This window comes from Myxococcales bacterium (genome assembly GCA_023898405.1).
GTDB lineage: Bacteria > Myxococcota > UBA727 > UBA727 > JABDBI01.
Genome location: CP060221.1, coordinates 743,004 through 754,880, shown reverse-complemented (window position 1 = coordinate 754,880; position 11,877 = coordinate 743,004). Strand labels below are relative to the sequence as shown.

Sequence of the window (11,877 nt, the reverse complement as noted above, 5' to 3'; positions counted from 1 at the left end):
TATGCGTTGTAATTAGCTCTTTAAATCTACAGATGCGTTCCTAAGCGGTCTTCGCAAAGAGTTGTACTGTGCTAACAGCATAAAAAATCGAATTTAACACAAGAACTAAGCTTGGAGAAAACAATGCAAAGTAGGGCAGTACACCTTTCCCTAAGGTTTTTTTGGGGATTGATTTTCAGCCTTCATTTTGCTGGACAAGTGGCGCACCATAATGATGGTACAAGCTATACAAGCAGCGGTACAAAAGCCTATGCAAAGAGTAAACACGGTCCTGATGGTGGGAAGTTTTTGGATCCTTATTTTATTCCTCACATAAGCTCATTAAATGGAAAAAAATATTAGATGCTGGCTGCGGCGCGGCTCCTTGGGCAATAGTAGCGGCACAAAATGGAGCTTTGGTATACGGGATTGATATTCAAGCAGATATGTTAAAACTCGCAGAAGCTGCAGTTCTTAAAGCTTCGTTACAAAATAGTATTTCACTGATTCATGGCAGTGTGGCAAGCATGCCATTTAAAGATGAAAGCTTTGACTTTGCCATGAGCATAAATGTAGGATGCAATCTTCCTAACAAAGGGGTAATATTTAAGAAAAACATAAAAGAAATTGCACGAAGCTTAAAGAAAGGGGGAGGTTTGGTGATCACTGCCCCTATGTCATTTGGTGTTGTGTTTACCAACGGAGCCAAACAAGAAGAAGTAATGGCTCATGTGAATGATGTATTAAGAAGAATTATCGATCCATCAGATGATAAAGAAATAATTGCATGCATCAATGAGCTCACCGAGGTGCATCGGGCCACTTTTACCGTAGAAAATCAATCATTAGTTCTTGTTAGAGATGAATCATCACTCGCATCAGGTCAGATAATTTGGCGCAAGCTTCCAGGTCTTACTGTTCCCAATTATTATCATTCAGTGGATGAGTACATTAAAGCTTTGGATGATACAGGACTTAGGGTAATCCAGCTGGAACAAAAAACATTTGCCGATGAGCAAGAAAGAAGTGATTTTAATGAAGGACGCAATCAAGAAAATATGCTTGGAGCCGAATATCTTGAGCATCCTTCTTTTGTCGTCATTCATGCTGTGAAAAATTAATCAGGGATAATGTTAGTTTCGGTATTTTTAAATCTTTTCACATGAAAGACGTGCTCTGTTGAAGTTTTATCTGGACAGGTCTGTGAAAGAATTTTTTATCATTGACAATAGTGTGCAGGGTAAACGTAGCCCTGGGTTCTAACAAAATAGTACCCTGCAGCTCTCGCATCCTGACGACCGCGAGATGTAGCTGTTGAAAAATTATCTTCCCTGGAAGCACTCCAGTAAAGGTCTAATGGCACGGTTCCAGGCCTTTGGTAGGTGTAAATATAACCTTGAACTCTAACATTATAATAATTAGCAGCACGAGCATCATTTTCGCCTTGTCGTGTTGCAACAGAAAAATTATCTCCCCTGTTGCCGTTCCAAAATAGTTGCAATGGCTCAGTCCCTGATTCGGCTCTATCTAAAATGCAGGCTTCAACACGAGCAAAATTATAAGAAGCAGCAATTGCATCATTGCCGCCTTTAGTAGTGCCGGAGGTGAAATTATCTCCCCTGGCATTTGAATAGTACAGTTCCAAAGGTTTTAGCCCCGCGTTAAGAGTAAAACTGGATATGGCGAGTAATGAACAAATGGCTATCTTAAACATGTATCCTCCTCTGAATGGTCACGTTTAGATAGTTGTTAGTGCTTGAAACGATTCTATTGTTTAGTTCAGAGCAAACTTTTTGCTCATTATGCAGTACCTAAGTTTCTAAATTACCAGCACCAGTTTTCCAGTTGTTTGGCCCGACTCAAGAGCTTGGTGGGCTAAGCGAGCATCTTCTAAGGAATATGTGCTTACCTTGGGAGCATTAATTTTTTTGTGCTCCAAAAATTTTATAAGATCACTCATTGCTTCATCCAAAAGATCAAAGCGGTCGATCAAGAAACTCAAATTAAAACAAACAATGCTTTTGTTTTGATTGGAAAGATCAAAGGGATTAAAGCGAGGAGTTTGTAGGTAGCCGTAGATCAAACGAAAAGGATTGAGTAGGCCACCTTTTTTGGGAAACATGGAGTGGAATCCGTAAGACATAAGTTTGCCCGTACCTCGTAGATGTTTTAATCCTTGTTTGAGAGTGGTGTAGCCGTTGGCATCAAAAATAAGATCGTAGCCTTCTGGGCTGATTTCTTTCGCTCGTGTCCAGAGATTTTCTTTGGACTTATCAATAACAAAATCAGCGCCCAGTTTTTTGACCTCTTTGACTTTGTGAGATGAACCGACAACTCCAGTAACCTCTAAGCCTAAATGTTTAGCTAACTGGGTTAAAGCGCTGCCTACGCCGCCAGCTGCAGAGTGGATCAAAACTTTCATGCCCGGGCGTGTTGTCACATTTTGAAACAATGCATGATAGGCGGTGAGATAAACCGCTGGAAAAGCTGCAGCTTGCTCCATTGTCATCTCTTTTGGAATGTTAAAAACCTGTCTTTCGTTGACTACCACATGGCTTGCCTGCGCTCCAAAAAGGCTTACTCCAAAAACCTGATCGCCTTTTTGAAATTTACTGACGCCTGGGCCAACTTTTTCTACAACTCCAGAAAATTCAAAGCCTGGAGTTATAGGGTAGCCTACAAATTTTTTGGCCGATTCATAGAGGCCCCAGCGAATAATACAGTCAGCGTAGTTGATGCCTGCTGCTTTGACTTTGATCAGTACTTCATTTTTTTGTGGTTTGGGGATTTTCGTTTTTTCTACAACCAGACGCCCGTATCCTCCTGGTTTGGTTATGATAAGTTTTTTTACCATGTGATGCTCCGTAGCTCAAATTTGTTAAATGGTGATGCTAAGAATAATAAAATTAAAACTCTTTTGCTCGGCTTAGAAGGATCTTAGCTTTTAATAGCGACTAAAAAGTCACTAAAAGCATTAAATTATGCTTTAAACGAGAAACAAATGAAGAACGCAAAAAGTTGGCTCTCCATTTTGAATTATTTGAGAGCTTAGGCTCTGCCCTTAAGCATCCCATACCAGTAAAAGTAAGGCAGCAAATATTTCTTGAGCAGATACATAGAATATCGCTCTTTGCTTTGATCGAATGGAAAGGTTTCACAAGGATTCTTATCATAATCAAACTCTGCCAAAATTAATTTTCCATAACCTGTTACTAGCGGACATGAGGTATAGCCATTATAGATAAGATCGCATTTTTGTTTTCGTCTATGGGCAAGCAGTTGAGCGCTGAGGACAGGTGCTTGTTTACGTATGGCAGCGCCTGTTTTAGAGGTTGGTAGACTGCTTGCATCGCCCAAGCCAAAGATATTGCTAAATTTTTTATGTTGAAGTGTTTTTGGATCGACATTTACCCAGCCGTGATCATCAGCAAGAGGGCTTGTCTTTATAAAGTCGGGAGCACTCATAGGGGGGGAAACATGCAAAAAGTCAAAGGCAATTTCTACTTTATTTCCAGACTCAAGCTCTTCGAATGTAGCAATTTTTTTAGGCCCATTTACCGCAACAAGATTATGTCTAAAGCGTGTTTGAATTTTTCTGTCTTCAATAATTTTTCTCAAGGGCTTGGCGTATTTTTCAATACCAAAAATTTTGTCTCCAGCAGATGCAAAAATAATTTGGCTTTGATCTCGAATGCCTTTTTTACTTAGATAATCTTCAGCTAGATACATGATCTTTTGAGGAGCTCCCGCGCATTTTATCGGTGTGTTGGGAAAAGTAAAAATTGCTTTTCCAGCTTTAAATTCTTGTAAAAATTGCCAGGTTTTTTCCACATATTTTTCTGAATAATTAGAACAAACTGAGTTTTCTCCCAGAGTTTCCTTAAGGCCAGATATTTTATCCCAATCAGTTTGCATTCCAGGGCACACCACCAGGTACTGATAGCTTATCGCGCCTCTCTCACGAGCGATAACTTTATTTTTTTCTGGTACAAAACTGCATGCGTAATCTTTGATCCAAACAGCTCTTTTGGGAATTAAGTCTTCTTCTTTTTTTAGAGAATCGGAAAGTGAGGCAGCGCCAGCACCCACAAGAGTCCAAAGAGGCTGATAATAATGTTTATCACTTGGCTCAATAATGGCAACGCTGAGTTTGGGTTCGGCCTTGAGTAATCGGGCAGCAACGCTGATTCCTCCGCTCCCGCCTCCAATAATCACGACATCATAGTATTTGTTTTCCATATTTCCCCCCTTAGAGTGGTTTTGTTAAAGCATAACTTAAGAGCCCTCATTATTTTTTATAAAATAAGTCCAACTTTGGATGAGAATTGCAGAAAGCGGCAACAAATTGAGCTTTTGTCGCCGCTATTATGTGCTTTTGATTTAAATAAAAAGCTTATTTCAAATTGCTGTTGGCAAATTCCCAGTTTACCACGTTCCACCACGCATCGATATATTTGGCGCGCGCGTTGCGGTAATCAATGTAATATGCGTGTTCCCATACATCGCAGGTCAAAATCGGAGTATTATCGCCACTAAGAGGGCAGCCTGCGTTGCCGGTGGTTTCTATCACTAAGGCACCATTTTTGTCTTGATTTAGCCATGCCCAACCTGATCCGAACTGTCCTAAAGCTGCCTTAGAAAATTTTTCTTTAAAAGCATCGAAACTTCCGAATGCGCTATTAATGGCTTGAGCTATTTTTCCATGAGGAGCGCCACCTGCTTTGGGGGCCATGGAATTCCAATAAAATGTATGGTTCCATACTTGAGCTGCGTTGTTAAAAATGCCACCGCTCTCGTTCTTAATAATTTCCTCTAAAGATTTTTGGGCAAGGGCATTGCCCTCGGTCAGATTATTGAGATTGGTCACGTATGTTTGGTGGTGTTTGCCATGGTGATAGTCCAAAGTTTCTTCAGAAATAAATGGTGCTAAGGCATTTTTTGCAAAGGGAAGGGATGGAAGCGTAAAAGCCATAATTTTCTCCTCATAAGATTGCTGTGGGAACTATTAGCTCTGTGAATACATACTTCAAGGCAGGGGAGTAAAACTGAAGCGTAGCTGCTATCGGCGATTTTTACGCAGGCTTGATGCTTTTTTTATTGTTTCGAGAGCTTGCTGAGGAGTCATGGTAAAACGCCATGGACCTTGCATCGTTGGATGCTGATGACTCTTTTCTAGTTCATATAAAAAATCATTGCGCTTTATAGGTTGAGCACCAAATTTTTCTAGATGTTGGGTATGACTTTGACAATCGATAAGACTGAAGTTCCACGTGATCAGATGAGCTACTAAGGTAGCAAAAGCAATTTTTGATGCATTGCTTTGTAAAAAAAACATCGATTCACCAAAAAACAGTGAACCTATGCTAACTCCATAAAGTCCTCCAACTAAGCGGCCATCCTGGTAAGCCTCGATGCTGTGAGCATAGCCCAAGCCATGTAAATCACAGTAACCCTCGATAAGCTCATTTGTAATCCATGTACCGTCTTGTTCTGCTCTCAAAGATTTTTGACAGCCTTTCATGACTCGATAAAAATTGCAGTCAGCTTTTATTTGGAGTGAAGAATTTTTTATGGCTTTAATCAAACTTCGATTGATCAAAATATCTTGAGGACGCATCACAAAACGAGGATCGGGCGAAAACCATAAAAGAGGCAGACCTGGGTGAGGCCAAGGGAAGATACCGTTGTAGTATGCAGCAAGCAATGTATCAGGCTCAAGATTAGCGCCCACAGCCAAAATGCCATGTTCATCGGCATGGCTGTGATCGGGAAATAAAATATTTGTTTCATCAAGAAATACTGGCATAGGGCTACTATAACGAGTTTCAGGCATTTAAAATTTTATCTGCTATCTAAAAATTCATTCAAGTGTGGGATTGGTTTTTGTCAATGGATGAGCAACAAGTGCGCTGATGGGAACTCCCATGCTGATGGCAGTGAGTGAAGATAAGAGCCAAGGATAGGTTTTAAAAATTTTCATTGCGAGCTCAAAAAATAAATTATTTTTTTGCATGAGAAGCATTATATAGGTGAGCCAGGTATGAGCCCTGCCATAGTTTAGGGCGCCTCGTTGATATTCTTGTAGATCACTTTGTGTGATCCTTTTGTTTTGTCTGAGTTTATCGCCAATAATATGTGCCAATAATTGTCCTTGATAAAGACCAAGATTAATTCCTTCGCCGGTTAATGGATCAATATAGCCTGCTGCATCACCTATCAATGCAGCGTGTGTTTTAGAAAAAAAATTTTTTGCTCGGTAATGGAATGGACCAATAGCAAAAGCTTTATGGCTTAAATCGTAAAGTGCCATTTGTTTCTTAAGTTTAGGAAAATTATCGATCAAAGCAAAAAAGAGATCTTTGCCCTTAGCTGGCAATTTTTTTGATCTATCCCACATGAACACAACATTGATTTCATTCTTCCCTGTGGGAGTGACGTAAGCCTCAATATTTTTATCAAGATGGATTTCAACCAAAGAAGTCCATGCTTTGATCGGCATATGTGCAGTGAGTGCCCACCGTTTAAAATACGGTTTTTTAATTTCAATACCTAAATTCGATCGTACTTTTGAACGCAGGCCATCGGCACCTACTAAAAATTTTGTTTTTATGTGCCGCATAAGATTTTCTTCTTTAACGGTGACAATCGAGTTTTCATAATTTTTAAATTCAGCTTTTATAAGATGAATATTTGGGTATTGATTCAAACTTTTTTTAAAAGCGCTTGATAAAACAACGCGATTAATTCCTAAGCCAACGCCATTGATAAATGAAGCTTTGGCCTGGTGTTTGGCTGTGATATACCTAATCCCATCAATTTTATGCTGTTGATCATCGCCAATGAAATCTAAAATACCTAGCGATTTTAATTGATTTACACCATTTGGCAGTATGCCTTCGCCGCAGGGCTTGCCTGCGGGAAGTTGATTTTTTTCAATTAAAGCGACTGAGAGATTTTTTTGTGCAAGCTTCAGTGCGCAGGCAAAGCCTGCTGGTCCAGCACCCACAATAACCACATCATATGTATTCATGTAGAGAGTATCGGTTTTAAAGATAGTTGAAGTTGCCAAAAAATAAAAACGCTCATGATTTGAGCGTATGAAATTTTAAAGTGGTGTATGTGATTTTTGTCTGATTTTACACATCTAGAATGGAATTTTCTGTAGTTGATTGAAACGCTTTACTTTTTTCAAGCAAGAGCTTCATAGCTATTTTGAATGGAGGAAATTTTATGCAAAGATCCTCGATATTTTGTTTTTCATCAGATTTTGTTGAGTCTTTTCCTTTATTCCAAAAATCTATTCCCAACCCACAACATACACATGAAATACCGGCGCAACAGGCGGCTGCTCCTGAGCTAGCGATTGTGCCTAAAGTTATTCCTAAAGTTTTTGCGCTTATCGATTTAACGTGCTCTACGGCACTCAAAGTGCCGTGGTACAGGCATGCATGTAAATCATGAGCATTGGTTAGAGGTTCAAAGCCATTTGGGCATAAGTAGTGGATTCCATCGTCTATCATTTTAACGACATAATCGGTGCCGTTAACACAAAGCTGATCAGTATCTACCACATGTCCAGATTCGCATACTAAGTTTGTTGCAATTCCCATGCCCAAGCCAACAGGATAGAGTGTAAAGAGTATGGCTCCTCCAACAATTACTAATACTCCTCCTGTGGCGGCCAAGGTCATGAGCCTAGGGTTTTCAGAATTTTTAACATCCTGTGGCATTTGAAGAAATCTAATCAAGGCTTCATCGCTTTCATCTTGGCTAAATGCTTGAGAGATTTTAACCAATAATGCGGCTTCTATTGCGTTGAATTTAGTTTTTTCCAACGAACTCTTGTGTAAATCAGCGTCTTTTGGGGAAATTTTTTCATTTGCATTAAGTTGATCGATTATTGTTAGGGCAGCATCTTTTATTTCTTGCTCTGAATATTGGTTTTCGGTATCAGTAATTAAAAAATATTCATTAGAATCATTTTTTTTAGTGATGACAAAACCGCTATGTGATGGACTAGAGAGGGTGAAAAAAATATTAAAGAAAAGCCAGAACGTTAAAAATTTCTTTTTCATTAATTGCCCTTCTCGGTTTAAGATTTATTTTCGCTCATGCCTTATTACGAATAAGAGTCAATACAGAAGTAATACAGAAGTAATAATGATCAAATAAAAAACGCTCGATATGAGCGTTTCTCTGTGAAATAAAAGTAATTCTTACAAATTGTATACGAAATAAAAATCTCCACTCACCTCAACACTCAGGGGTTCAAGTTTGAGAGTGGCGGGAATGAATATTTCATGATTTTCAGCAATTGGTGCAGCAGCAGGAACTACAGATTTGCTCGTAAAATCAGAATAGCCTCGCTGAATAAAATCAACTTTTTGCAGACGCCACTGTCCTTGAAAGTCATCGCCAAGAAAATCAATAAAATCATCAGTGGCTTTTTTTTGAGCAACTCTTCGAGCAATTCTTCTCATGTTGTCAGCGGTGTGTTCATAAACTCCTTTGTAGATATTATCGATACCGCTTGTTACATGATTAAGATTGTTTTCATCGCCCTCAGTGTGAAGTGGCCAAATTGCCTGTTGTAATTCTTGATAGAAATTTTGCACTGTTTCGTTATCGAGTGCGTTTGCTTCGTCACCTTTTTCTAAGGTGAGTGTTAGTTTTTGTGCGGCGAAATATTTATTATCGCACGGTCTTTCACGATCCCAAGAATGATTTTGTTGGGAGAGGCTGATGGGATTAATTGTATAGCTGATTTTTTGAGATTTCAGCTCTATCCAATCACGGAAATGATTAAGATTATTGACAACATAGTTTGATGCTTCAGTTCTGTCTTCAAAACACTCAGCATTAAAACTAAGAGTAAATTTTATATAATCTCCATCGTGATATGTCCTACCTTCTCCGCCACTTTGATAATAATTGTATTCAGTATTTGCTGTAGATGCGAGCAAAGAAGTTGCTGCAAATATCAAAGAAAAAATCGATGCCTTGATCATTGTTTCCCCCTTAGAAATCTTTGTTGCTAAGATGATGGAATATATTTCCAGATCAGATCAAGACGTGAACAAAATTATTTGAAAAATATCATAAACAGTATCGACGTAATCCCCTTTCTTCATGACGAATTCTTACAAATAAAATTATTAAATTAAGAACAGAAAAAATTACGCTCGTATAAATTGCGCTGTAAACCAAAGGCAAAAAAGCTATTTCTAGGATCACTCCCCAATAGTTAGGGTGTCTGACGAAACGATAGATCCCATGTGATATAAGTTTTTCTTTTGGCACAATTACGATAGAGGCAGTCCATCGATGGCCCAAGGTGACAATAGCTGTGATGCGCAGGATTTGTCCGATAAAAAAAAGTGAGAGACTAAAATACCCCCATAGAGGATAAAAAGTTCTCCTTAAAAAATAAACCTCGATAAATATGGCGATAAGCCATGTTGCATGGATCATTTTCATAAATAAAAAGTGATCATGAGCGTGACGAAAAGCTCCCTGGGCAAGAAGTATTTTTTCATTGCGATGAGACCAATACAGCTCAAAAATTCTTTGGCATGCAACCAAACTCACCAAAATAAAAAATAATTTTTGACTTAGCATTGCATCAACACCATTTCCGCGCAAAAACCTGGTCCCATAGCAAAGAGCAATGCATGCTCGTTTGCTTTTGGTTTTTCATTGATGGTTCTTTGTAAAACGTTGAGTACTGAAACAGACGACATATTTCCTAACTCGAGCAAGGAATCTCTTGTGTGACGAAGAGCATTTGATGGAATTCCCAGTCCCTCCTCAAGAGCATTAATCACCTTGGGGCCTCCTGGGTGAGCGATCCAGTGGTCGATATTTTCTCGTTTCAGTTGATGTCGTTCAAGAAATCTATCGCTTGCATGAGGAATGGCAACACGAGCAATTTCGGGAACACCATTTGAAAGAATAATTTTAAAACCTGTATCTTCGATGCTCCACCCCATAATGTTAGCTGATTCTGAAAAAAATACTTGATGAGAATCAATAATTTTAAAAATGGAATTTTTAGAGAGAGGATGTTTATCTCCAGCCAATAATAAAGCAGCGCACCCATCGCTAAATAATCCTGTTGCAACAATATTAGCCATGGATAAATCACTTTTTTGATAGGTCAGACTGCAAAGTTCCAAAGCGAGTACCAAAGCAAGCTCATTAGGGTAAGCTCTAAGGTAATCAGCAGCTCGAGACAAAAGTGCGGCACCTCCCAAACATCCCAGTCCAAAGATGGGAGTGCGTTTGATCGAAGAGGAAAGTTTTAACCTGTTTACCAATAATGCATCCAATGAAGGAGCTGACATACCGGTTATCGAAGTAAAAAAGAAATGTCCTATATCCAAAGGATTAAAATTTAAGTTTTTAAAAAGTTTATTAATACATTGATAACTCAAATCTAATGCTATTTTTTGCCATAAATGCATGCGCTCTTTAATACCTGTGAGCTTGGGATAATGATCGATTGGTAAACACAAAGCGCGATGTTGCACCAAAGCTGAAGTGTGAATTTTTTTGATAACAGTTTGTTTATTGCGTGACTCTTGAATCAAAAGCTCAGATATTTGTTCTTGTGAATAGCAATATGCTGGAAAGGAGCATTCAAGCCCTACGAGGTGAGGCATAGTAACTCCGTGAAGAAATTTTCTCTTTAACAAACAAATAATGAAAATTATTTTTATGTGACCAGTAAAGAGCGATAAGTACTCTTGGTAATAGAACACATTAATAGAGAAATAAGTTCCATGAGCCGCAAAGCTTCTTGCGCATAATGTGGAGAACAAAGATCCATATGTTGAAGAAAATTTAGTGCGACATTTTCATGACCACCCTCGTCATTGATCTTCATATGAAGGTTTATAAATCGAGCAGAATCATTAAAACCTTTTTCTTCTAACAGCTTCGCCATGGGATCTACTTCTTGATAATTGCTTCTTTCAAAAGCATCGATAGCCATAGTAAAAGCCAAAAAATTTCGATGAGCACAATAATGTAATACCAACATAAGCGCTTTTGTTTCGCTCATGACTGGAATTTCATTGGGTTCGAATCCGAGATGACGCAGGGCTTTGGATAAAATTTTATCGTGGTCTCTTTCTTCATCGATAAACTCTTGCACATGTGCTGATGCGGATTGAGCAAGTAAAAGAGCTGGCAGCAAAGCTTTTTGACAGTGCAAGGTTACGTAATGATTTTGCCTCACAACGCGAGCAATGGCATTTAAAAATTGCTCACCCGCAAATTTTTTTATGCTTTGAAAATCTTTTTTTCCACTATCGTTTTCTATTAACTCGAGCAGATGAAATCTACGAGCAATGCTAAACAAACTTTCCGGATGAACTGAGTTGTTGATAGTGGCAAAGGCTATTGCACCTTCATGATCCCATTGCCAATCGTTTCGATCTATTATGTGCAGCACTGACTCAACTTCAATGCATGATAGTGGCTGTTCATCAGCAAGAGGTGTCTTGAGCGCCTGGCTTAGAATTTCTTTGATATTTTCGTGCAATAGACATTGATCTTTTATGTGATGAGCATCGAGTGAGTGACTTAGTTTTGGTGTGGGCAAAATATATGCAAAAGGTAGTTGATGGAAATGTTTAAAGAATTCATTTACTGCCGGTATATCTTGAGGACTCAAACTTTTGCCATGCAGTTTACTGCTAAGAAATGGAACAAGACTCTGACTGAATCGAGCTTTATTGGTAGTGGCTGTAAGCCACGGAGTTTTCACTACAATATCATCGAGATTGGCAGAGGATTCGAGCGATACTTCATCGTAAGGCCAGTAGTTAAAATTACTCATAATGAACCTCTTGCTTTATTGTGAAAATTTTTCATTAAGAACATGCAGTCACGCGT

The 11,877-nt window shown here is 38.8% G+C and carries 13 protein-coding genes; 2 read left to right on the top strand and 11 right to left on the bottom strand.

Features of this window, described 5'->3' with window-relative positions; all coding sequences use genetic code 11:
- Positions 1 to 123: 123 nt before the first annotated feature.
- Positions 124 to 342 (top strand): hypothetical protein, encoded by a 219-nt coding sequence (locus H6731_03420; protein ID USN51470.1) that lies wholly within the window; start codon positions 124 to 126, stop codon positions 340 to 342.
- Positions 321 to 1,100: a class I SAM-dependent methyltransferase gene (locus H6731_03415; protein ID USN51930.1), complete on the top strand. Its 780-nt coding sequence runs from the start codon at positions 321 to 323 to the stop codon at positions 1,098 to 1,100. Before H6731_03420 ends, H6731_03415 begins: the two co-directional genes overlap by 22 nt.
- Positions 1,101 to 1,198: 98 nt before the next feature.
- On the opposite strand, the gene H6731_03410 is transcribed toward H6731_03415, so the two are convergent.
- From H6731_03410 to H6731_03360, 11 genes are all read right to left on the bottom strand, one after another.
- Positions 1,199 to 1,693, bottom strand: coding sequence for a hypothetical protein (locus tag H6731_03410; protein ID USN51469.1), 495 nt, complete (start codon positions 1,691 to 1,693; stop codon positions 1,199 to 1,201).
- A gap of 105 nt (positions 1,694 to 1,798) precedes the next feature.
- Positions 1,799 to 2,833, bottom strand: a complete 1,035-nt coding sequence (locus tag H6731_03405; GenBank protein USN51468.1) for a zinc-binding dehydrogenase — start codon at positions 2,831 to 2,833, stop codon at positions 1,799 to 1,801.
- Positions 2,834 to 3,027: 194 nt separating this feature from the next.
- A complete protein-coding gene (locus tag H6731_03400) occupies positions 3,028 to 4,218 on the bottom strand; it encodes an NAD(P)/FAD-dependent oxidoreductase (GenBank protein ID USN51467.1) in 1,191 nt (396 codons plus the stop codon).
- A 154-nt stretch (positions 4,219 to 4,372) separates the two neighbouring features.
- The gene (locus H6731_03395) at positions 4,373 to 4,951 is read right to left on the bottom strand and encodes a superoxide dismutase (protein ID USN51466.1); all 579 of its coding nucleotides are present in this window, start codon (positions 4,949 to 4,951) and stop codon (positions 4,373 to 4,375) included.
- 87 nt (positions 4,952 to 5,038) lie between these two features.
- A complete protein-coding gene (locus tag H6731_03390) occupies positions 5,039 to 5,785 on the bottom strand; it encodes a leucyl/phenylalanyl-tRNA--protein transferase (protein USN51465.1) in 747 nt (248 codons plus the stop codon).
- A 54-nt stretch (positions 5,786 to 5,839) separates the two neighbouring features.
- Positions 5,840 to 7,009 (bottom strand): NAD(P)/FAD-dependent oxidoreductase, encoded by a 1,170-nt coding sequence (locus H6731_03385; protein ID USN51464.1) that lies wholly within the window; start codon positions 7,007 to 7,009, stop codon positions 5,840 to 5,842.
- A 106-nt stretch (positions 7,010 to 7,115) separates the two neighbouring features.
- Positions 7,116 to 8,054: a hypothetical protein gene (locus H6731_03380; protein USN51463.1), complete on the bottom strand. Its 939-nt coding sequence runs from the start codon at positions 8,052 to 8,054 to the stop codon at positions 7,116 to 7,118.
- Positions 8,055 to 8,195: 141 nt separating this feature from the next.
- Positions 8,196 to 8,987, bottom strand: a complete 792-nt coding sequence (locus tag H6731_03375) for a hypothetical protein (GenBank protein USN51462.1) — start codon at positions 8,985 to 8,987, stop codon at positions 8,196 to 8,198.
- An 88-nt stretch (positions 8,988 to 9,075) separates the two neighbouring features.
- Positions 9,076 to 9,597 carry a hypothetical protein gene (locus tag H6731_03370; GenBank protein ID USN51461.1) on the bottom strand — a complete coding sequence of 174 codons (522 nt, stop codon included), beginning with the start codon at positions 9,595 to 9,597 and terminating at the stop codon, positions 9,076 to 9,078.
- Entirely contained in the window at positions 9,591 to 10,640 is a 1,050-nt protein-coding gene (locus H6731_03365) for a type III polyketide synthase (protein ID USN51460.1), read from the bottom strand. Before H6731_03365 ends, H6731_03370 begins: the two co-directional genes overlap by 7 nt.
- 53 nt (positions 10,641 to 10,693) lie before the next feature.
- Positions 10,694 to 11,821, bottom strand: a complete 1,128-nt coding sequence (locus H6731_03360) for an iron-containing redox enzyme family protein (GenBank protein ID USN51459.1) — start codon at positions 11,819 to 11,821, stop codon at positions 10,694 to 10,696.
- Positions 11,822 to 11,877: the final 56 nt, after the last annotated feature.

What these genes read in the sequence shown, in the direction of transcription:
- H6731_03410 (USN51469.1), bottom strand. Translation starts at nt 1,693, where the DNA reads ATGTTTAAGATAGCCATTTGTTCATTACTCGCCATATCCAGTTTTACT.
- H6731_03375 (USN51462.1), bottom strand. Translation starts at nt 8,987, where the DNA reads ATGATCAAGGCATCGATTTTTTCTTTGATATTTGCAGCAACTTCTTTG.
- H6731_03380 (USN51463.1), bottom strand. Translation starts at nt 8,054, where the DNA reads ATGAAAAAGAAATTTTTAACGTTCTGGCTTTTCTTTAATATTTTTTTC.
- H6731_03365 (USN51460.1), bottom strand. Translation starts at nt 10,640, where the DNA reads ATGCCTCACCTCGTAGGGCTTGAATGCTCCTTTCCAGCATATTGCTAT.
- H6731_03420 (USN51470.1), top strand. Translation starts at nt 124, where the DNA reads ATGCAAAGTAGGGCAGTACACCTTTCCCTAAGGTTTTTTTGGGGATTG.
- H6731_03390 (USN51465.1), bottom strand. Translation starts at nt 5,785, where the DNA reads ATGCCAGTATTTCTTGATGAAACAAATATTTTATTTCCCGATCACAGC.
- H6731_03385 (USN51464.1), bottom strand. Translation starts at nt 7,009, where the DNA reads ATGAATACATATGATGTGGTTATTGTGGGTGCTGGACCAGCAGGCTTT.
- H6731_03395 (USN51466.1), bottom strand. Translation starts at nt 4,951, where the DNA reads ATGGCTTTTACGCTTCCATCCCTTCCCTTTGCAAAAAATGCCTTAGCA.
- H6731_03400 (USN51467.1), bottom strand. Translation starts at nt 4,218, where the DNA reads ATGGAAAACAAATACTATGATGTCGTGATTATTGGAGGCGGGAGCGGA.
- H6731_03405 (USN51468.1), bottom strand. Translation starts at nt 2,833, where the DNA reads ATGGTAAAAAAACTTATCATAACCAAACCAGGAGGATACGGGCGTCTG.
- H6731_03360 (USN51459.1), bottom strand. Translation starts at nt 11,821, where the DNA reads ATGAGTAATTTTAACTACTGGCCTTACGATGAAGTATCGCTCGAATCC.
- H6731_03370 (USN51461.1), bottom strand. Translation starts at nt 9,597, where the DNA reads ATGCTAAGTCAAAAATTATTTTTTATTTTGGTGAGTTTGGTTGCATGC.